The sequence below is a fragment of the Micromonospora sp. WMMD734 genome (assembly GCF_049178975.1).
Lineage (GTDB): Bacteria > Actinomycetota > Actinomycetes > Mycobacteriales > Micromonosporaceae > Micromonospora > Micromonospora wenchangensis.
Genome location: NZ_JBMHMK010000002.1, coordinates 1 through 19,223 on the forward strand (window position 1 = coordinate 1; position 19,223 = coordinate 19,223).

The following is a 19,223-nucleotide window of genomic DNA, read 5'->3' on the forward strand; positions in this document are numbered from 1 at the left end:
GTGGCCCACGGTGGCGTACCGGTCCAGGCCCAGCGCGTCGGCGAGCCGGGCGACGTCGGCGGCGGCCGAGGCAACGTCCCGGCCGGGGCGTCGGGTGGAACCGCCGTAGCCGGGGCGGTCGTAGGACACCCAGCGCAGGCCGAGCCGGTCGGCCGTGGCGAACAGCGGGGCCGGCGGGGCACCGATGTTGGGGGTGCCGTGGTGCCAGACCACCGGCAACCGGCCGGTGCCGTCGTCGCCGGTGTCGTAGACGTGCAGGGTGCCGCCGTCCGGCAGCGGCACGTCGCGCTCGCTCGGCACGGCCGGGCGGCTCACTGGCCGACCCAGCCCGCCGGGTTGCTGAACGACTCGCGGGAGATGCCGGAGCCGGTGCGGGGCCAGTCGCCGAACCGCTTGTCGTGCAGGTGGGCGAAGAAGTAGCAGATGCCCTGGAGGTGGGCGTCGGGCACCGCCCGGGTCGGGTCGGCCCGGACCGCGGCGTAGAACTCCCGACCCAGCGCCACCACGTGACCCCGGGCGTAGAGGAAACCGTCGTCGGAGCCGTCGACCACCGCGTGCACGTCGGCGCGGTCGATGTCGTACAGCTTGCGTTCGACGACCCGGTCGAGGGCGGTCAGCTCGGGGCTGGACAGGTCGGCGCAGAGCTGGCCCAACTGGTCGAGGAAGGCGTCCCGCCAGCCGTCGAACGCGTACGCGTCGTCGTCGGAGGCGGCCCGGTCGCGGGTGAGCAGCGCCCGGCGCAGCGCGGCCGGCTTAGGGCCGAGTCGCTCCCAGGCGGCCTCCACCAGGGCCCAGAACCGGGCTTCCTCCTCGGCCGTGGGCAGGCGGTTCGCGGTTTCCGTGTCGCTCATGGGCAGCACCGTAGCGGGACGCCCCGACGTTCTCCGGGCGACGCCGTGCCGCCGACGTGGGACGTCGGGGCCGCCCACCCGGGCGGGCGACCCCGACGGGGTTCAACGGGGCCGGCGGGGTACCGCGCGGACGAAGGTGGACCAGGCGGCCGGGGCGAACCGTAACGCCGGGCCGGACTGGTCCTTGCTGTCCCGTACGCCGATCGGGCCGGGCAGGTTGTCGGCCACCTCGACGCAGTTTCCGCCGCTCCCGCCGCTGCGGGTGCTCTTGCGCCAGACGGCCCCGGCCAGGTCAGTCATGCCCACTCCTCGATGATCGCAGTGATCAGCTTCTCGGTTGCCGCCTCGTCCGCCGCGAGCGTCTCCAGGTCGGCCCAGACGCGGTCGTAGGCGGCGACCTCCGCCGGCTTGTCCAGATAGAGCGCGCCGGTGATGTTCTCCAGGTAGACGGTAGTCGGCTCCGTCGATGCCCGCCCGAACGCCTGCGGGAAGTCCAACAGGACGAAGGTGCCCGTCTCGCTGGCCAGCGGCGGGCCGGCGGTGAACGGCAGGACGCGCAGGCTCACGTTGGGCAGGGTGGCCAGGTCGCGCAGGTGCCGCAGCTGCCCGGCCATCGCCCGCCGGTCGGGCAGGGTGCGCCGCAGCACCGCCTCGCTCAGCACCACCCTGAGGGTGGGCGCGCTGGGCAGCCGGCGGGTCAGCACGTGCTGGCGCTGCATGCGGACCTCGACGAGCTTCTCGCGCTCCGCCGGGCTCATGGTGGGATTCTTGCGGAGAAACAATTCCGCCGCGTACTCGCGGGTCTGGAGCAGGCCCGGGATCAGTTCCGCATCGTATTGACGCAACGTCGACGCCGACGATTCCAGGCCGACGTAGAGCGAGAACCAGGACGGGACCACGTCGCCGTAGGAATGCCACCAGCCCTTGGCGCGGGTCTCCCGGGCGAGCCCGGTGACGATGGACGTCATCTCCTCGGGCACCCGGTACATCGCGCACATGGCGCGGGCGTCCACCACCCGCACCGGCACCAGGCCCTTCTCGATGCGCCACACCTTCTGCCGGGAGCAGTCCAGCCCCTCGGCCGCGCGGTCCAGCGAGACGGAGGCGTCCTCGCGGAGCTGGGTGAGCAGCCGGCCGAGCTGTCGCCGGGGGACGGTGGAACCGCTTGTTTCCTCCGTCATGCAACATCACCGCACCCCTGGTGCAACGACAATTGTTTCCCCTGTGCCATTTCTGTCCTCCGTCCCTCGTGCGTCAATTCGACCCGAGATTAGGGGGGAGGGGAGTTGTTGCGCAAGGTGTCGGTCGTGTCGCAGGGTGTGAATCGCCGGACGGTGATCCGGGGCGTCAGAAATGGCGTCGACAATAGCCCGCTGTCCCGCTCGTAGCGAATAGCGCGCGGGCGGGGCGGCGCTATTTCCGGAAAGGACATCCGATGTGGGTCAGCGACGAGCGCGACGCCCGGCCCGGGGTGGCGTCGTGACCGCCCGCCGCGAGGTGCCGCTGCTGGTCCGGCTGGCCTGGGACTGCCTGGACCAGCACCGACACCGGCGGTGCGTGAGGTGCGCCGAGGCCGGGTTCTGCCCGGTGGCGGAGGCCGCCCGGCACCGGATCAGGCAGTGGCGCAGGTTCCGGCACGTCTGGGGGTGGCGGTGAACGCGCCGCTGCCGAAGGCGGGTGACCTGGTGGACGTGGGCCGGGCGGCCAGTGTGCAGTTCGTCAGACCGATCAGGTGCCGGGTGATCCGGGTGCTCGACTGGATCACCTACGACGGGTGGTGCTGGCTCGACGTCTACCAGCTCGACGCGAGGGGAGACGCGGTGGCCCGGCGCTCGATCTTCGTACGGCCGGCGGGGTTGGTGATGGTGCGGCCCGCGCCGGTGCCGCGCACGCCGAGTCGGGCGGGGGTGACGCCGAACATGCGGCAGGGGCCCCGGCCGGCGGGGATGCCGCCGGCGGACGGTGAGCGGGGTGCGGCAGGTGCGTCGCGCGAGCGCCGGTCGACGGGTGGTGGACGGAGTGCGGCCGGTGCGTCGGCCGGGCGTCGGCCGCCGGGTGGCCGGGGTGCGGCCGGTGGCGGGTGACGGGAGTCAGGGGGTCGTGGTGGCGGCGAAGTAGGGCTCGGCGGCCTCCAGCCGGGGCACCCGCACGCCCAGCCGGCGGGCCTCGGCCAGGGTGTCGCGGCAGACCGCGCGCAGCTCCTCGGGGTTGGCGTGCGCTGCCGTCACCCGGCGCATCGGCGGGAAGCGGTTGAGCAGCAGGGACATCGCCGGTGCCGCCAGCCAGACGGGTGCGGTGAAGGGGAACAGCTCGGCGCGGTGCCGCCGCAGGTCGACGCCGCGCGCCTCGACCAGCGGCAGCAGCTCGCGGGTGGCGAGGATCGCCTCGCGGAGGTCACCGGTGGTCAGGGCGGACAGGGTGCCCCGCCGCAGGCTCTGGGTGTGCAGGCCGGCGTTCTGGGCGAAGTGGACCGACAGCCAGCCACGGAAGTCGGCGTTCTCCCGGACCCGGAACCCGGCCGCCCGGAACACCTGGCGCACGGCCCGCTCGCGCTCGGTCGGCGGCCGGTCGAGCGTGCCGAGGAAGACCACGGGCAGCAGGGACGCGCGCAGCACGCCGTCGTCGCCGAAACCGCCGCCGGCCCCGGGGAAGCCCCAGGCGACCTGGTCGGCGGGCAGGTGCGCGGTCGCGGTCAGCGGCTCCACCCACAGGTTGTTGAAGACGAGGACCGTGGCCGCGCCCGCCCGGGGCCCGAGGAAGGCCGCCGCCTCGGCGAAGTTGTAGTGCTGCACGCTCAGCACGATCAGGTCGAAGTCGTGGTCGGGCTCCAGCGTCTCGCGGTAGCGCACCGGCCACGTCTCGGCGACCCGCCGGCCCCAGGGTCGCCGCCGCGCGTCGAGCAGGTCGAGGTCGATCGCCTCCCCGTACGCCGCCGCCCGCCCCGGGCGGACGTAGAACTCCACGTGGTGCCCGGCCCGTTCCAGGGCCCACCCGTACGTCGCGCTGATCACGCCACGACCGAACATCAGGATCTTCACAAGCACCTCGGGAGCTATAATCGGAGACCATCTCCACTTCCAAAATATGGAGACAGTCTCCACTTGTCAACGCGAGGCCCCCACATGACCGACGCCAAGCCGCTGCGCGCCGACGCCCGCCGCAACCGCGACGCCCTGATCGCCAAGGCCCGCGAACTGTTCGCCGAGGGCCGCTACGACCTGCGCTTCGACGACTTCGCCACGCTGGCCGGCGTCGGCACCGGCACGCTCTACCGGCACTTCCCCACCCGGGAAGCCCTGGCCGAGGCGGTCTACCGGGAAGAACTCGACGCGATGTGCGAACGGGCCCGCGAGGCGCAGGCCACCCTGCCCGCCGACGAAGCGCTGGAGTCCTTCCTGCGGGGTGTGGTGGCGCACCTGCACGCCCACGAGGGCCTCGCCCGCACCCTGTCCACGCTGATGGCTGCCCACTCGGGCACGCTCGCCGAGGGCGCCGAGGCCCTCGGCCGGGCCGTCACCGACCTGCTGGCCGCCGCCGTCCGGGCCGGGAAGATCCGCGACGACGTGGGGGCCGGCGCGGTCATGATGGCGATCCAGGGCATCTGCGCGGCGTACGGCCACCCGGCCTACCGGCCCGACGCGGACGGGGTGATCACCCTCGTCCTCGACGGCCTGCGCCGACCGGCACGATGAGCGCGGCCCGCGCCCCCACCGCCGGTGGCGGGGGAACGCGGGCCGCACAGGAGGCCGGGGCGGGGTACGGGTGGCTCGTGGCCGCCCGTACCCCGCCGGTGGCTCAGGTGTCGTAGCGGCAGGTGCCGCCGGTGTTCGCCGTACAGTCGTTGAGCTGGAGGCTGTCCAGGTTGATGGCCTGGTTGCCGGTGGTGGACTGCGGCGGCACGTTCACGGTGATCCGCACGCTGGCCGCGTTCGCCGGGGCGGTGGCGGTCGTCCGGTACTCCAGCCAGTTGCTGGCGAGCGTGTCGGTCGCTCCGGTGCTGGTCGACAACAGGGTGCCGGCCGAGTTGTACCAGGCGAGCTGGAGTTGGGTGTTCACCGCCGTGCCGCTGCGCAACCGGGTGAACAGCTTGTACGTCCGGCCGGCGGTGACCGTCGCCCGGTTCGTCAGCGAGATCGACGACGTGTTGGACGGCCCGGTGTAGGTGTTGAGCTGGACCGACCGGCGACCGTCGAAGTAGGTGCAGGAGTTCGTCGAGATGCCGCAGGCGGGCGTCACCTGGTGCCAGCCGCCCGACGTGGTGAACGTCGACGTGCTGCTGCCCGGGGTGGCCGCCTCGACCGTCCGCTGCTCGGCGGTGAGCAGGTCGTTGTTCGCGCCCACGTCGCAGCAGACCGGGGCGGTCAGCATCGGGTGGTTCGCCACGTTCACCTTCGCCGTCGACGGGCTCGGGTCGATGTAGAAGCTGGCCGACAGCTCACTCGGGTCGTAGTAGCTGCGGAACCCCGGATCGGTGTTCCAGTTGTCCCACCAGCCGTACATGATGTCGGGGACGTAGGAGGCCCCCGTCTCGGCCATCCAGGCGTGCCCGGCACCGAGCACGTGCAGCAGCTCGTGCCCGGCGACCCCGGTGGTCCACGACTCGGTCACCGCCGAACAGTGCACGCCGCTGGAGTTGCCGCCGGTCGGGCACTGGTAGGCGTCGGAGTTCGACGCGAAGTCGGTGAAGACCAGGTAGATCCGGTTGCTGTCCTGGTATCCGGCGGAGATCAGGTCGCTGCGGACCGTGCTGGCGGGGGTGTTCGGGTTCGCCCCGGCGTCGATCTTCTCGGGCACGACCAGGGCGCGGGCGTAGCCGGCGTACGTGCTGGTGTCGTAGCCCGTACGGCAGCTGAAGTTGTAGTGCTGGTCGTAGTTGGTCGACTCGTCGAGCGCCCAGTCGATCCGGTCCACCACCTTGGCGATGTACTCGACGTTGGCCTCGTAGTTGTTGCCGACGCCGTCGTGCCACGCGTAGATCACCTGGACGGCGGGGGTCGCGCCGGTCGGTGCCGCCGGATTGGCGACGGTGGACTGGCAGCCGCGCTTGGGCACGGTGGGCATGCTCGGCTGCGCGTACGGTTGGGCCGGCTCGGTGCCGGGCCCCCAGGCCAGGGCGGGTGTCGGGGCGGAGAGCACCGCGAGGGCGGTGGCCAGGGTGGCGGCGGTGACGGCGGCGAGGGTACGCGGCCGTCGGGTCCGGAACGGGGACCGGGGCAAGGATGCTCCTCGATTGGTGGCGGGCACCGCCGGTTGACGGTGCGTGTCCATCCAAACGAGCTGCGTGACATACATCAATGTGGATGGATGGTGAACAAGGTCATTCCCAGGTCCTGGGTATGCGCTTGCCTGTCGATCGGTGACGTGCAGTCACCGATCGGTCACCACTGGTGCAGGGGGTCGCCGGGTGTGGCAGACATACACCTGGTAGCCGCCGACCTCGTAGCGGGAAACCACATCGACGCCGAGCGTGGGGGCGGACCGGGCGAAGGTGTCCGACATCGCGCTCGAAGCGGGAAGGACGTAGGCCACCCGGGCGGAAGCGCGGACCTGGTCCCGGTACGGCCGATAGCGATCGAGACCAGGCGACAGGTCATCGTCGAGGACGGCGCACCGCACCTGCTCCCGACTACGGTAGGCGAGCCGGTTGCACGTCCAGTACCCGGAATAGACGTGGCCGACTCCGGTCGTCCGCAGACTGTCCACAAGCTGCTGCTCATTGTCGGCCTGCCCGGCGTACCGGGACCGGTGGACGATCAGCTGCCCGGTGGCGATCGACAGGCCCGCGAAAAGCACACCGGCCAACGTGACACAACCGGCGGCCAGGAATGCGCGGCTGCGGCTCCGACCGGTCACCCGTCGCCGGATTCCGCCATCGTCGGCGGAGACGCTGGACCCGACCCTGCCGACCAGGGCGGTCGCACCCACCCACAGCGGCCAGAGAACAGCTGGCAGCGACACCATCCCGTAATGGAGATAGCGGGCGCTCTCCACGGGCGTCATCGCCGACGAGGAACTGGCGACATACGCGGCGAGGGTCATCGCGGCACCGGCGATGAGCGCCAGCCGGCTGGCATGCACGCGATATTCACCGTCGTCGGCGCGACGTAATGCGGCGACCGCGATGGCCGTTGCCGCGACCAGCAGGACAAGATAGGTCGGTCCCCACCACAGTTGCCAGGTGGCACAGCGGCTCGGCGCACACAACCCGGAACTGAGCGGTAGGCCGACGATGACCGCGCCGTGCAACCTGTCCGACCAGGCGGCCGGCTCGGTGGCGCCGCTCAGGGACAGCAACACCGAAAACGAGTTGGGACGGTCGAGACGAAGATTGAACACGATCAGCGGCGCTGCGCCGAGGAGAAACCCGCAGACCGCCAGGGCCACCCCACGGATCGTCATCCCTGCTCGCCCCACCCATGCCACGAGCAGGACGGCGGCGGCAACGTACGGCAGGGCGAGCCAGTGGGTCCAGACGATGTAGCCGGCCAGCAACCCCCATACGACGAGCGTCGTCCGCCGCTTCGCCGGCCGCAGGACCAGCAGTGCGGATGCCAGCATGAGACCGGCAACGGCGGTGGCTACGTCGGAATAGCCGCCCGCCCCGATGATCTGATCCTTGACCACCCGGTCGGACCCGAACGCCATGACTCCCGTGACGAATACCGCGAACCAGGAAGAATAAAGGGTACGCGTCAACCGGAAGACGAGGACGAGGAAGACGGCGTACAAGACGAGTGCCGGCAGCCGGAGGGCCCACCAGTGGGTGCCGAACACCTGCACCAACGGGGCCGCAAGATAGGAATAGAAGGTGCCCATGTAGTCCTGGCCGTAGAAGAAGGTCGGCCACTCCCGGCCCTCTCCGATGTGCAGAGCGGCCAGGCCGGCGGTACCCTCGTCGCTGTTGGCCGGTGGAACGTCCACAGCTATCAGAATCGCCCGGTAGAGGACGCCCGCAAGGCCGACGACTGCTGCCGCGCGGCACGCAAGTGACTTCGGCAGACCAAGCCCGGCAGTGGAGCCCGCTGCCGTCTCTCCCGCGTTTCCCACCCGCCCGTCGGGGCTGTTCCTTTCCACCAGCTTTGCCACGGCCCCCCTTTCCGGACGGCGTCCACATGCCCGTTGGGCGGCACCCGGGCGATTCTGCCACAGCGCACGACGGGTACGGATCGCTGCGGGGCAGCCGCACGGACGGCGTCACGCGAGCTGGTCAGAAGGGGAAAGTACCTGTGCGCCCGGCAGGATTCGAACCTGCGGCCTTGGGATTAGAAGTCCCCTGCTCTATCCGCTGAGCTACGGGCGCGCGGCGTACGTGTCGCGCCAAGAGGGTACCGCCGACCCCCCGCCGCACGGCGGAACGGGTCGCATCCGGACACGCGTGATCAGCGTCCCACGGCACCCCCGATCCGGGCACCCCTCTTCCGCCCGGCGCGGCGGGCCGTACCCTCGGGTCCGTGCTGCTGGAACCCGACGCCGAAGACGAGGTCGCCTACGAGCTGTGCCAGCTCCTGGGTCGGGCCATCCTGCCGGTCGACACGGCCGGCGACCCGGGCACCGCCTTCTTCCTCAGCCATCCGGCCGGCGAGTTTCTGCTGACCGCGGACGTGGTCGCCGGGCAGGCGCAGCGGCTCGGCCTGCGGCCCAGCGTCACCGAGCCGGCCGGCGTCGCGGGCGGGTCGCTGCCGCTGGCGGACCTTCCGACCGGCTGGACCCGGGACCCGCAGGTCGGCGTGGCAGCCCTGCCCACCAGGGAACTGCACGGGTACGCCGGCGGGCATGGTTGGCGGTGGCGGGTGCAGCCGGTGCCCGCCGCGGTGGCCGTCACGGCGGACGATCTCGCCGCGTTCGCCGCCGGGCCGGTCACCGCGATCGTGCTGGCCCTCGGCGTCGGCGGCGACGGCAGCCGACCGCTGGAGGTCGCCGTCGAGCGGGCCGTCCGCGACGGCGACCGGCTGCGGATCACCGCCGCGCTGCCCGCCGGCTACGTCGGCGCTCCCGTCTTCGGGGTACGTCCCGACGCCGCCGGGGAGATCGGCCTGCGCTGCCTCGGCGTGCTCCTGCCCGCCGAGGCAGCACCGGCCGTGGAGGTTCAGTCCGTGGACGGACACCCGGTGGCGACCCTCGACCGGGTCCTCGCCGCCCTACCCGGAGGTGGCGAACGTCGAGCCTGACGTGGGGGTGGCGGTGGGGGTGGTCGGGGTCGGGCCGGCACCGAGGAAGGCTTCGGCCCAGCGGCCGACCTCGGTGAAGACCTGCTCACGGACGGCGGGACCGGACAGCACCAGGTCGTGCTTGCCGCCGTCGAAGCGGGCCACCGTCACGTGCCGGCCGAGCCGGGGCGCCCAGCGGACCATGTGCTCCACGTCCAGCACCGCGTCGGCCAGGGCGGCCGAGTCGTGCCAGCGGGTGCCCCGGAAACTCCGGGTCGAGCAGGCCACCAGCACGGGGACGGGAATGTCCAGCCCGGCGCGGAGCTGCCGTTGGGCGGTGCGGATCGCAGCCAGCCAGCCGGCCCGGACGGGGAACCCGGCGAGCGGCTTCCAGGCCAGGTCGTACGTCCACTCACCCCGATGGTCGGCGTGCAGGCTCTCGCCGTACACGGTGCCCAGGCCGAAGGGGAGGATGCGGTGCGGCGCGCGACGGCCCAGCCGGGAGACGGCGGCCGCGAGGGGTCGACGGACCAGCCAGGGGGCGTTGAGGTCGAAGAAGGGGCTGTTCAGGACGAGTCCGTCGACCGCTGCGGCGTCGCGACGGGCGTGTGCCCACAGCGAGATGAGCAGGCCGCCGGTCGAGTGGCCCATGGCGAGCAGGGTGTCGTGGCCGTCCTCGTCCCGGATGATCGTCGCGGCGGCGTCCAGCTCGGGGAAGTAGTCGCTCAGGTCGCGGCAGAAGTTCGGGGTCTGGTGGGGTAGCAGGCTGCGACCGTACTTGCGCAGGTCGAGGGCGTAGAAGTCCCAGCCGCGCTCGGCGTAGAAGTCGGCCAGGTGGGTCTGGAAGAAGTAGTCGACGAAGCCGTGCACATAGAGCACCGCCCGCCCGGTCGGGCGGTCGGCGCGCCGTCGGACCAGCGTCGCGACCACCGGACCCTCGTCGTCGGTGCCCAGGTCGATCGTCTGCCGCTCGTACGGCGGCCCCAGCACGTCCTGTTCCACGACCGCGACGCTACGCCCGCAGGCTACCGGGCGGTAGCCCCCCACGGTGCCGCATCGGGCCGTTCCCCTCCCACATCCGAGGGGAACGGCCCGATGCGTCGGTCAGACGGCTTCGGCGTCGAGCCGGCCGGCGGTGTCGTCGGCGTCGAGATCCGGCGCGGGGACGGGCTGGGCCATCTCCCGGATGTGCTTGTTGTGCCGGGGCTCCTGCTTGGTCTTGGCGTCGTTGAGCTTGCGGCGCAGGTCGTCCCGGGCGTCGTTGAGGGCGGCCCGCAGGTCCTCCTCGCTCGACGTGGTGACGATCTTCTGCCGGCCGGCGATCCAGCACTCCAGGGTGACCTTCTGCCCGCGCGCCTCCCGGTCCTTGACCGACACCTCCAGCTCGGTGGCGTCGGCGTGGAAGGCGGCCAGCCGGGCGTCCAGGGTGCCGAACTGCTCGACGATCCAGTTCCGGTCGCCCTGGGAGAAGCCCGCGCCCATCCGCAGGCACTCGGCCACGGTCGCCGGGTTCGCCACCGCGCTCATCGCCGCACCTCCCGCTCGGTGCGGACGGAGCCGGTCGTACGCAACGGGGTCCGAATCATCAGCGTTGCCTTTCTCGTCGGACGTCGTGCCTGGTGGTGCCTGGGTGATCAACTCTTTACCCAGCCGGGGTCGACCTCACTCCGGGTGACGCCACCTTCCCCGTGTCGTCGTGACCCGAGGGGTGGGATCGGCTCCGCCCTGTGATCCTCGCCCCGGCCGGTCGGGCCACCCCAGGGCCTGATGGCCTAGCACACCGGGACCTTGATCAGGTGATCGTCCACAGGCGTTCCGGTTGTCCACAGGACGGGGTCGGGGGCTCGCCCCACCGTGCCGTACCGGCCAGGCTCGGTCCCGAGTCGACTCGCCACCGCATCCACAGGCCCCTGGGAGGGGACGATGTTCGATACCTACGTCACGATCGTCGGCAACGTGCTGACCGCGCCGCAGTGGCGTCGTACGGCGCAGAGCAACACCCTGGTCGCCAACTTCAAGGTGGCCTCGACCGCCCGCCGCCTCAACCGGGACAGCGGCCGGTGGGTGGACGGCAACAGTCTGCGCGTCCGGGTCAACTGCTGGCGCAAGCTGGCCGAGGGGGTGGCCGCCTCGGTCATGGTCGGTGACCCGGTGGTGGTCGCGGGACGGCTCTACACCCGCGACTGGACCGACGACGCCGGCAACCACCGGGTGCTCTACGAGTTGGAGGCGGTCGCGGTCGGGCACGACCTGTCCCGGGGCCGGTCCCGGTTCCTGCGCAACCGGCCGAGCATGGCCACCAGCACGGTGGAGGACGCGGCGGCGGCCCAGCGGGTGCACGGCGAGCCGACCGAGCCGGTGCCGGCCGACCAGGTCCCCGTCGGGCCGGACGACCGTCCCCTCGACGACGACTTCGACCTGCCCGGCTTCGGGCTCCCGCAGGCCGGCGACGACCTGTCGGCCGGCGGGTACCTGCCGAACGACCTGTCGGCCGGCGGGTACGTGCCGGCGGCCGACCCGTTCGACGACGAACCCGACGACGACCTGTCCCCGCTGCCCGACGACGGGCCGGCGGCACGGTCGGACGGCGGGGACCGGCCGGGCGACGCGGGCGGTCCGGGCGGCGGGAGCCGTACGGAGGACGACGGACCGGGCGGCGAGGGGGCGGCCGGTGCGGAAGGTGCGGTCGTCCCGACCCCGGGCGAGGTGGCGCTCGGTCCGGCGGGCCGGGGCAGGCGGGGCCGGGGTCGGGTCCCGGTGCCGGCCTGAGATCGCTCCACAGCCGCCCGCACCGGGTGTGGGCGCGCTCCGGGACCCGTGCCGGGGAAGGGACACGGTCCCGGTTCGTACGGACGGGGGCGGGGTGGCGACGGCGACGTGGCCACCCCGCCGTACGACTAGGCTGGCCGGCCGGAGGTGGTGACGGGTGGGGCGACGCACAGCGACGGCGGACACGGTCGGGCTGCTGGCCGGGTACGCGCTGGACAGCCTGCTCGGCGATCCTCGGCGCTGGCATCCGGTGGCCGGCTTCGGCCGGGCCGCCGGTGCCCTGGAACGGCGGGTCTACCGCGCCGACCGCCGGGCGGGGGCGCTCTTCACCGCCGTCGCGGTGGGCGGGCCGGTGCTGCTCGGAGCGGCGGTCAGCCGGGCCACCCGGCGGCACCCGGTGGTCCGGGCCCTGGCCGTGGCCGCCGGCACCTGGACGGTGCTCGGCGGGCGGACCCTGCGCCACGAGGCGACCGTGATGGGTTCGGCGCTGCGCGCCGGTGACCTGCCGGCGGCCCGGCACCGGCTCGGGCACCTCTGCGGTCGGGACCCGTCCCGGCTCGACGAGGGCGAGTTGGCCCGCGCCACCGTCGAGTCGGTGGCCGAGAACACCTCCGACGCCGTCGTCGCGCCGCTGCTCTGGGGTGCCCTCGCCGGGCTGCCCGGCCTGCTCGGCTACCGGGCGGCCAACACCCTCGACGCTATGGTCGGGCACCGCTCACCGCGCTACGCCCGGTTCGGCACCCCGGCCGCCCGGCTCGACGACCTGCTCAACCTGGTGCCGGCCCGACTGACCGGGCTGCTCACCGTGGCCGCCGCACCCACCGTGCACGGCGACCGGGGACGGGCCTGGCAGGTCTGGCGTCGGGACCGCAACGACCACCCCAGCCCCAACGCCGGTCAGTGCGAGGCGGCCATGGCCGGTGCGCTGGGCGTCCGGCTCGGCGGCCGGAACGTCTACTTCGGGCGGTCCGAGGTGCGGCCGTTCCTCGGCGACGGCCCACGCCCCGAGGCGCGGCACCTCAAGCGGGCCGCCCGGCTCTCCGGCACGGTCGGCCTGGCCGCGCTCGCGCTGGCCGCGGCCTGGCCGACGACCGGGGGTCGGCTGGTCGCCGCCACCGGTGGCACGCTGTGGGGTGGGGGGCGTCGCCGGTGAGCGGCGGGCTGCTCGTCGCGGGCACCACCTCCGACGCGGGCAAGAGCGTGCTCACCGCCGGCATCTGCCGCTGGCTGCACCGGCAGGGCGTCGCCGTGGCCCCGTTCAAGGCGCAGAACATGTCCAACAACTCCGCCGTGGTGGTCGGCCCGGACGGGCGGGGCGGCGAGATCGGGCGGGCCCAGGCGATGCAGGCCGCCGCCTGCGGGCTCGCGCCCGACCTGCGGTTCAATCCGGTGCTGCTCAAGCCCGGCAGCGACCTGGCCAGTCAGGTGGTGCTGCTCGGCGAGGCCGTCGACACGGTCACCGCCGGCAACTTCCGCACCCTGCGTCCGAAGCTCGCCGAGACGGCGTACGCGGCCCTGGCCGAACTGCGGGCGACGTACGACGTGGTGATCTGCGAGGGGGCGGGCAGCCCCGCCGAGATCAACCTACGGGCCGGCGACTACGTCAACATGGGGCTCGCCCGGCACGCCGGGCTCCCCACGATCGTGGTCGGCGACATCGACCGGGGTGGCGTGTTCGCTTCGATGTTCGGCACGGTGGCCCTGCTCGACCCCGCCGACCAGGCGCTGATCGCCGGCTTCGTGATCAACAAGTTCCGGGGCGACCTCGGGCTGCTCCGCCCCGGGCTCGACATGCTGCACCGGGTCACCGGCCGGCCCACCTACGGGGTGCTGCCCTGGCACCTCGACCTGTGGCTCGACGCCGAGGACTCGCTCGCCTACGGCCGGGTGCTCGGCCGGCCCGCCGCCCCGCACGGCACCGACTGGCTCGACGTCGCCGTGGTCCGGCTGCCCCGGATCAGCAACGCCACCGACGTGGAGGCCCTCGCCACCGAACCGGGCGTCCGGGTCCGGCTCACCGTCGAGCCCGCCGAGCTGGCCGCCGCCGACCTGGTCGTCCTGCCCGGCTCGAAGTCCACCGTCGCCGACCTGGCCTGGCTGCGGGAGACCGGGCTCGCCGAGGCGGTCACCGCGCACGCCGCCGCCGGCCGGCCGCTGCTCGGCATCTGCGGTGGCTTCCAGATGCTGGCCACCGCCATCCACGATCAGGTGGAGAGCCGCCGGGGCAGTGTCCCCGGCCTCGGCCTGCTCCCCATCGAGATCACCTTCGACCCGGTCAAGACCGTCCGCCCCGCCGTCGGCACCGCCGCGCCGGACGTCCCGGTACGCGGCTACGAGATCCACCACGGGTACGTCTCCACCGCCGACGCGGACCTGCCCCCACTGCTGCACCACGCCGACGGGCGGCCCGAGGGCGCGCGGCTCGGCGCGGTGCACGGCACCCACTGGCACGGCGCGTTCGAGTCCGACGGGTTCCGCCGCCGGTTCCTGACCGAGGTGGCCCGGTCGGCCGGTCGGCACGGCTTCACCGTCGCACCGGGCACCAGTTTCGACGCCGCCCGCGAACGCTCCCTCGACCTGCTCGGCGACCTGGTCGAGGAACACCTCGACACCGCCGCGCTGTGCCGGCTCATCGAGACCGGTGCCCCCGCCGACCTGCCGTTCATCCCACCCGGCGCACCACCGACGAGCTGACCACCCCGCCCGCACCGGCCGGAAGCCCGGCCCCGTGCCCGCACCGGCCCCGTGCCCGCACCGGCCCCGAGCCCGCACCGGCTGGGCAGCCGGTCCGGGCCAGGCAGATCGGTCGGGCCGTCGTCGTGCCGGGCCCGGTCGTCAGCCGCGCACGTCGGCGGGCTGGTCCGACAACGGCAGGCCGGCCTCCAGCCACCCCTGCACACCGCCGATCATGTCGGTGGCGTTGCGCAGGCCCAACGCCTGCAGGCCCGCCGCCGCCAGGCTGGAGCTGAAGCCGTGCCGGCAGGCCACCACGATCTCCCGGTCGTAGCCGGTCGCCTCGGGAATGCGCCACCGGCTGGCCGGGTCCAGCCGCCACTCCAGCACCGTCCGGTCGATGACTATCGCGCCGGGTAGTTCCCCCTGCTCCCGGCGCTGTCCCTCGGTACGCGTGTCGACCAGCAGCGCACCCGCCCGTACCGCCTCGACCGTCTGGTGAGGACTCAGCCGGCGCAGCCCGGCCCGGGCCTGTTCCAGCAGGGCGTCCACGCCGGGACTCATCACGTCATTGAGCACGTCCAGATCATGCCCCGGCACCCACGGGCCCCGCCCGACGAACCGCGCTCCCCACGGTGGAACCAGGCTCACGGGGGACACCCACTAGCGTCACCGGTGTGACGGTGGCCCTGGTCGAGGCGTACGCGACGCTGGCCCGGCGGGTGCTCGCCGGGCCGGCGCGGCTGGGGCGTACCCGACTGGTGGCCGTCGACGGGCCCAGCGGCGCGGGCAAGAGCGTCTTCACCGCGCGTCTCGCGGACGCCCTGGCCGGCCTGCCCGACGGCGGGCGGCCACCGGTGGTGCACACCGACGACCTGCTCGACGGCTGGGACGACCAGTTCACCTTCTGGACCCGGCTGGAGGACCGGGTGCTCACCCCGCTGCGGGCCGGGCGACCGGGGTCCTACCGGCGGTACAGCTGGGTGCGTCGGGCGTTCCTGCCCCGCGCGGTGCCGGTGCCTGTCGCGCCGGTGCTGCTGCTGGAGGGGGTGAGCGCGGCGCGGGCGGCGATCCGCCCGGAGCTGACCCTGTCGGTGCAGGTCACCGCGCCGGAGCCGGTGCGGTTGCGGCGCGCGCTGGACCGCGACGGTGCGCACCTGCTGGCGGAACTGCGCCGCTGGCACGCGGGGGAGGCGGCCCACTTCGCGGCCGACCGGACCACCGACGCGGTCGACCTGGTGGTCGACGGCGCACCGACCCTGCCGCACGATGGGGAGCGCTACTACGTCCGCCGCCCGGCACCCACCGGTGCTCCCGGGCCGGCGGCTGCGGCCGGTCGCCGGCCCGGCCCGACCGCGGGTTCCGGCTCGCCGGGTGGCTCGCGGTAAGGCCGGCATACGATGCCGGTCATGACCTCACCGATCATGTCCGAGTCCGAGGTACGGGCCGCCGTCGCGCGGGAACTGCCCGGGGTCCGTGCCGACCTGGAACGTCTCGTCCGCATCCCCGGCATCGCGTTCGAGGGGTTCGACCACTCGCACGTCGAGCGCTCCGCCGAGGCGGTCGCCGAGTTGCTGCGCGGCTGCGGTCTCGACGTGCGGATCGTGCGGTCGGGCGGCCAGCCCGCCGTGATCGGGACGAAGCCCGCCCCGCCCGGCGCACCCACCGTGCTCATGTACGCCCACCACGACGTGCAGCCCGTCGGCGACCTGTCGCTGTGGGAGTCCGAGCCGTTCGAGCCGGTCGAGCGGGACGGCCGCCTCTACGGGCGCGGCGCGGCCGACGACAAGGCCGGCATCATGGCGCACGTCGCCGCCCTGCGCGCCTTCGGCGACCAGCTCCCGGTCGGCGTGGTGCTGTTCATCGAGGGCGAGGAGGAGTACGGCTCCGACTCGCTGGAGCGGCTGCTCACCGAGCACCGCGAGGAGATCGCCTCGGACGTCATCGTGATCGCCGACTCCACCAACTGGGACGTGGGCGTGCCGGCCCTGACCACCTCGCTGCGCGGCGTGGTCAACCTGTTCGTCGAGCTGCGCACCCTGGACCACGCGGTGCACAGCGGCATGTTCGGTGGGGCCGTGCCGGACGCGTTGACCGCGCTGGTCCGCCTGCTGGCGACCCTGCACGACGACGCCGGGGACGTGGCCGTCGACGGCCTGACCGCCGGGGCGGGGGCTGCCGTCGACTATCCGGAGGACCGGTTCCGGGCCGAGGCCGGGCTGGCCGAGGGGGTCGCGCTGATCGGCACCGGCCGGATCACCGACCGGCTCTGGACCCGACCGGCGGTGGCGGTGCTCGGCATCGACGCCCCGGCCACCGGCGAGGCACCCAACGCGCTGGTCCCGGCGGCGAAGGCCAAGCTGAGCGTACGGCTGGCGCCGGGCGACGACCCCAAGCGGGCGTACGACGCGGTGCGTACCCACCTGGAGAAGCACGCGCCGTGGGGGGCCCGGGTGGCGGTGACCCTGGAACACGACGGCGACCCGTGTGTCATCGACGCGTCGGGGCCGATGTTCGACGCGGCCCGCGCCGCCTTCCGGGCCGCCTGGGACGGCACCGAGCCGGTGGACATCGGCGTCGGCGGTTCGATCCCGTTCATCGCCACCTTCCAGGAGATGTTCCCGCAGGCGGCGATCCTGGTGACCGGGGTGGAGGACCCGCACGCGCGGGCGCACGGCCCCAACGAGAGCCTGCACCTCGGCGAGTTCGCCCGGGTCTGCCTGGCGGAGGCGTTGCTGCTGGCGAAGGTGGCCGAGCAGGGTCGGCGGGCCGGTTAGGTCGCGGAACCATAACTTCGGGGTCGATGTCGCAGTTCGCGGCGTGTCGGACGGCAGTCTGGTATAGCCTTTCGAACATGCGTACGAACGACGTGATGACGCGGCTGGAAGCCGCCGTGAGCGCTCTGGGGGACGTCGACGTCTCCGCGTGGCCCGAGGACACGCTCAAGGAACAGCTCGGCGAGCTCTCGGCGGTGTTGGTCGCCCTGGACGGCGTGCTGTCCCGGGTCGCCGACGGCGTCCGCGCCCGGGGTCTGCGCATCGAGGAACCCGTCTCGGTCTGAGCCGTGGTCCGGGTGCCCACACCCGACGCCACTGGGGAGGACGGCCGGATCGGGACGGCCCGGGTACGGCAATACCCGGGCGATGTCGGGGGTGGCTGGCAGGATGAGGTGCGTGCGGTTCCTCGACCTGGCAGCCACCTCCGCGGCCGTCGCGGCCACCACCGGCCGGCGGGCCAAGGTGGAGTTGCTGGCCGACGCGTTGCGGGCGCTCGATCCGTCCGAGGTGTCGGTCGGCTCCGGCTACCTCGCCGGTGAGCTGCGCCAACGGCAAACCGGCGTGGGCTGGGCCAGCCTGCGTGACCTGCCGCCGCCGGCCGCCGAGCCGACCCTGACCGTGACCGCCGTCGACGCGGCGATCGACGAGATCGCCGCCGTGCACGGTCCGGGTTCCCAGGCCCGCCGCCGGCACCTGCTCGGCACCCTCTTCGGGGCCGCCACCGCTGACGAGCAGCGGCTGCTGGTCGACCTGTTCCGGGGCGAACTGCGCCAGGGCGCCCAGGCGGGCCTGCTCGCCGACGCCGTCGCCAAGGCCGCCGAGGTCCCGGTGACGGCGGTCCGCCGCGCCCTGCTGCTCGCCGGTGACCTGCGGGCCGTCGCGCTGGCCGCCCGCACCGGCGGGGCCGCCGCGCTGGCCGGGTTCGGGCTCCGGGTGGGCCGCCCGCTCGCGCCGATGCTGGCCCAGAGCGCACCCTCGGTCGACGCCGCGCTCCAGGCCACCGGGGTCCCGGCCGTGGTCGACGTCAAACTCGACGGCATCCGCATCCAGGTGCACCGCTCCGGCGACGACGTCGCGGTCTTCACCCGCAGCCTCGACGAGATCACCACCCGGCTGCCCGGGGTGGTCGACGCCGTACGCGCCCTGCCGGTCCGGGACGTCGTGCTCGACGGCGAGGCGATCGGGTTGGACACCGCCGGGCGTCCACTGCCGTTCCCGCAGACCTCCAGCCGGGCGGCCCGCCGGGCCACCGCCGCCGCGACCGGGGTCACCTCCGCCAGCGGTGCGGCCGACGTGGCCCCGCTGGCCGAGGCGACCGCGCTCACCCCGTACTTTTTCGACCTGCTGCACCTCGACGGCGACGACCTGATCGACCTGCCGGGCCGGCAGCGGTGGGCCCGGCTCGCCGACGTCGTCGACGGGTCGTTGCTGGTCGGCCGGTCCGAGGTGGACGACCCCGAGCAGGCCGGTGCGGTGTTCGCCGCCGCGCTCGACGCCGGTCAGGAGGGGGTGGTGGTCAAGTCGCCGGACGCGCCCTACGACGCCGGTCGACGGGGCACCGCCTGGGTCAAGGTCAAGCCCCGGCACACCCTCGACCTGGTCGTACTGGCCGTCGAGTGGGGCAGCGGCCGGCGGCAGGGCTGGCTGTCCAACCTCCATCTCGGCGCCCGGGACCCGCGCACCGGCGAGTTCGTCATGCTCGGCAAGACCTTCAAGGGCCTCACCGACGACCTGCTGCGCTGGCAGACGGAACGCTTCCTCGGGCTGGCCGTGGAGCGTGGCGACTGGGTGGTGCGGGTCCGCCCCGAGCAGGTGGTCGAGATCGCCTTCGACGGGGTGCTCGCCAGCACCCGCTACCCGGGCGGGGTGGCCCTCCGGTTCGCCCGGGTGCTGCGCTACCGCGACGACAAGTCGGCCGCCGAGGCGGACACCATCGACACGGTCCGGGCGCTGCACGCCGGGCGTCCCACCGGCTGAGCCGCGCCGGTGGGACGGTCGGTCAGAGG

At 73.4% G+C, this 19,223-nt stretch carries 20 protein-coding genes, 1 tRNA gene and 1 pseudogene; 11 read left to right on the forward strand and 11 right to left on the reverse strand.

Translation table 11 applies throughout. From position 1 onward, the window contains the following. The 4 genes from ACN267_RS32260 to ACN267_RS32275 form a co-directional block, all read right to left on the reverse strand. Positions 1-315, reverse strand: a 315-nt coding sequence (locus ACN267_RS32260) for an alpha/beta fold hydrolase (protein ID WP_421490533.1), incomplete at its 3' end; no start/stop codon positions are given. Next, positions 312-851 (reverse strand): DUF4240 domain-containing protein, encoded by a 540-nt coding sequence (locus tag ACN267_RS32265; protein WP_204958084.1) that lies wholly within the window; start codon positions 849-851, stop codon positions 312-314. The genes ACN267_RS32265 and ACN267_RS32260, both read right to left, overlap by 4 nt. A gap of 102 nt (positions 852-953) precedes the next feature. Beyond that, positions 954-1,151 (reverse strand): DUF397 domain-containing protein, encoded by a 198-nt coding sequence (locus ACN267_RS32270; RefSeq protein WP_421490241.1) that lies wholly within the window; start codon positions 1,149-1,151, stop codon positions 954-956. Continuing rightward, entirely contained in the window at positions 1,148-2,032 is an 885-nt protein-coding gene (locus ACN267_RS32275) for a helix-turn-helix domain-containing protein (protein ID WP_421490242.1), read from the reverse strand. The genes ACN267_RS32270 and ACN267_RS32275 overlap by 4 nt, the downstream gene beginning before the upstream one ends. 298 nt (positions 2,033-2,330) lie before the next feature. Between ACN267_RS32275 and ACN267_RS32280 the strand changes: the two genes are divergently transcribed. Further along, complete coding sequence (locus tag ACN267_RS32280; protein ID WP_204958087.1) at positions 2,331-2,507, forward strand: hypothetical protein; 177 nt, start codon at positions 2,331-2,333, stop codon at positions 2,505-2,507. Between the two features lie 8 nt (positions 2,508-2,515). Further along, positions 2,516-2,758: pseudogene (locus ACN267_RS32285) on the forward strand (hypothetical protein); the annotation flags it as partial. Positions 2,759-2,941: 183 nt separating this feature from the next. Here the strand turns inward: ACN267_RS32285 and ACN267_RS32290 are convergent. After that, on the reverse strand, positions 2,942-3,895 hold the full coding sequence (locus ACN267_RS32290) for a ketopantoate reductase family protein (protein WP_421490243.1): 954 nt from the start codon (positions 3,893-3,895) through the stop codon (positions 2,942-2,944). Positions 3,896-3,973: 78 nt separating this feature from the next. Between ACN267_RS32290 and ACN267_RS32295 the strand changes: the two genes are divergently transcribed. Further along, entirely contained in the window at positions 3,974-4,543 is a 570-nt protein-coding gene (locus tag ACN267_RS32295; RefSeq protein WP_281894851.1) for a TetR/AcrR family transcriptional regulator, read from the forward strand. Positions 4,544-4,646: 103 nt separating this feature from the next. Here the strand turns inward: ACN267_RS32295 and ACN267_RS32300 are convergent, their stop codons facing one another. The 3 genes from ACN267_RS32300 to ACN267_RS32310 form a co-directional block, all read right to left on the reverse strand. Then, on the reverse strand, positions 4,647-6,068 hold the full coding sequence (locus tag ACN267_RS32300; RefSeq protein WP_204958089.1) for a hypothetical protein: 1,422 nt from the start codon (positions 6,066-6,068) through the stop codon (positions 4,647-4,649). A 150-nt stretch (positions 6,069-6,218) separates the two neighbouring features. After that, entirely contained in the window at positions 6,219-7,937 is a 1,719-nt protein-coding gene (locus ACN267_RS32305; protein ID WP_421490244.1) for an ArnT family glycosyltransferase, read from the reverse strand. Between the two features lie 141 nt (positions 7,938-8,078). Further along, a tRNA-Arg gene (locus ACN267_RS32310) sits at positions 8,079-8,151 on the reverse strand. 151 nt (positions 8,152-8,302) lie between these two features. On the opposite strand from ACN267_RS32310, the gene ACN267_RS32315 reads away from it, so the two are divergent. Further along, a complete protein-coding gene (locus ACN267_RS32315) occupies positions 8,303-9,019 on the forward strand; it encodes a hypothetical protein (protein WP_421490315.1) in 717 nt (238 codons plus the stop codon). Here ACN267_RS32315 and ACN267_RS32320 read toward each other — a convergent pair. After that, on the reverse strand, positions 8,990-10,000 hold the full coding sequence (locus ACN267_RS32320; RefSeq protein WP_281894858.1) for an alpha/beta hydrolase: 1,011 nt from the start codon (positions 9,998-10,000) through the stop codon (positions 8,990-8,992). The two genes, ACN267_RS32315 and ACN267_RS32320, sit on opposite strands and share 30 nt — an antisense overlap. A 102-nt stretch (positions 10,001-10,102) precedes the next feature. After that, positions 10,103-10,525 (reverse strand): HPF/RaiA family ribosome-associated protein, encoded by a 423-nt coding sequence (locus ACN267_RS32325; RefSeq protein ID WP_204958093.1) that lies wholly within the window; start codon positions 10,523-10,525, stop codon positions 10,103-10,105. Between the two features lie 396 nt (positions 10,526-10,921). Here ACN267_RS32325 and ACN267_RS32330 point away from each other — a divergent pair, with 396 nt between their 5' ends. The 3 genes from ACN267_RS32330 to ACN267_RS32340 all read left to right on the forward strand — a co-directional run bounded on the left by ACN267_RS32330 (position 10,922) and on the right by ACN267_RS32340 (position 14,461). Beyond that, positions 10,922-11,767: a single-stranded DNA-binding protein gene (locus tag ACN267_RS32330; protein ID WP_204958094.1), complete on the forward strand. Its 846-nt coding sequence runs from the start codon at positions 10,922-10,924 to the stop codon at positions 11,765-11,767. 157 nt (positions 11,768-11,924) lie between these two features. Continuing rightward, the gene (locus ACN267_RS32335) at positions 11,925-12,920 is read left to right on the forward strand and encodes a cobalamin biosynthesis protein (protein ID WP_421490316.1); all 996 of its coding nucleotides are present in this window, start codon (positions 11,925-11,927) and stop codon (positions 12,918-12,920) included. Continuing rightward, positions 12,917-14,461 (forward strand): cobyric acid synthase, encoded by a 1,545-nt coding sequence (locus tag ACN267_RS32340; RefSeq protein WP_421490317.1) that lies wholly within the window; start codon positions 12,917-12,919, stop codon positions 14,459-14,461. Before ACN267_RS32335 ends, ACN267_RS32340 begins: the two co-directional genes overlap by 4 nt. 141 nt (positions 14,462-14,602) lie before the next feature. Here ACN267_RS32340 and ACN267_RS32345 read toward each other — a convergent pair whose 3' ends face one another. Continuing rightward, complete coding sequence (locus ACN267_RS32345) at positions 14,603-15,004, reverse strand: rhodanese-like domain-containing protein (RefSeq protein ID WP_204958228.1); 402 nt, start codon at positions 15,002-15,004, stop codon at positions 14,603-14,605. Positions 15,005-15,117: 113 nt separating this feature from the next. On the opposite strand from ACN267_RS32345, the gene ACN267_RS32350 reads away from it, so the two are divergent. The 4 genes from ACN267_RS32350 to ACN267_RS32365 all read left to right on the forward strand — a co-directional run bounded on the left by ACN267_RS32350 (position 15,118) and on the right by ACN267_RS32365 (position 19,194). Next, positions 15,118-15,828 carry a uridine kinase family protein gene (locus ACN267_RS32350; RefSeq protein WP_421490318.1) on the forward strand — a complete coding sequence of 237 codons (711 nt, stop codon included), beginning with the start codon at positions 15,118-15,120 and terminating at the stop codon, positions 15,826-15,828. 36 nt (positions 15,829-15,864) lie between these two features. Continuing rightward, the gene (locus ACN267_RS32355) at positions 15,865-17,217 is read left to right on the forward strand and encodes a dipeptidase (RefSeq protein WP_204958227.1); all 1,353 of its coding nucleotides are present in this window, start codon (positions 15,865-15,867) and stop codon (positions 17,215-17,217) included. Between the two features lie 77 nt (positions 17,218-17,294). Continuing rightward, positions 17,295-17,501 (forward strand): hypothetical protein, encoded by a 207-nt coding sequence (locus ACN267_RS32360; protein ID WP_088646578.1) that lies wholly within the window; start codon positions 17,295-17,297, stop codon positions 17,499-17,501. A 103-nt stretch (positions 17,502-17,604) separates the two neighbouring features. Continuing rightward, positions 17,605-19,194, forward strand: coding sequence for an ATP-dependent DNA ligase (locus ACN267_RS32365; RefSeq protein ID WP_421490319.1), 1,590 nt, complete (start codon positions 17,605-17,607; stop codon positions 19,192-19,194). The last annotated feature ends 29 nt before the right edge of the window (positions 19,195-19,223 follow it).

What these genes read in the sequence shown, in the direction of transcription:
- ACN267_RS32265 (WP_204958084.1), bottom strand. Translation starts at nt 851, where the DNA reads ATGAGCGACACGGAAACCGCGAACCGCCTGCCCACGGCCGAGGAGGAA.
- ACN267_RS32270 (WP_421490241.1), bottom strand. Translation starts at nt 1,151, where the DNA reads ATGACTGACCTGGCCGGGGCCGTCTGGCGCAAGAGCACCCGCAGCGGC.
- ACN267_RS32275 (WP_421490242.1), bottom strand. Translation starts at nt 2,032, where the DNA reads ATGACGGAGGAAACAAGCGGTTCCACCGTCCCCCGGCGACAGCTCGGC.
- ACN267_RS32295 (WP_281894851.1), top strand. Translation starts at nt 3,974, where the DNA reads ATGACCGACGCCAAGCCGCTGCGCGCCGACGCCCGCCGCAACCGCGAC.
- ACN267_RS32325 (WP_204958093.1), bottom strand. Translation starts at nt 10,525, where the DNA reads ATGAGCGCGGTGGCGAACCCGGCGACCGTGGCCGAGTGCCTGCGGATG.
- ACN267_RS32330 (WP_204958094.1), top strand. Translation starts at nt 10,922, where the DNA reads ATGTTCGATACCTACGTCACGATCGTCGGCAACGTGCTGACCGCGCCG.
- ACN267_RS32345 (WP_204958228.1), bottom strand. Translation starts at nt 15,004, where the DNA reads ATGAGTCCCGGCGTGGACGCCCTGCTGGAACAGGCCCGGGCCGGGCTG.
- ACN267_RS32355 (WP_204958227.1), top strand. Translation starts at nt 15,865, where the DNA reads ATGTCCGAGTCCGAGGTACGGGCCGCCGTCGCGCGGGAACTGCCCGGG.
- ACN267_RS32360 (WP_088646578.1), top strand. Translation starts at nt 17,295, where the DNA reads ATGCGTACGAACGACGTGATGACGCGGCTGGAAGCCGCCGTGAGCGCT.
- ACN267_RS32365 (WP_421490319.1), top strand. Translation starts at nt 17,605, where the DNA reads ATGAGGTGCGTGCGGTTCCTCGACCTGGCAGCCACCTCCGCGGCCGTC.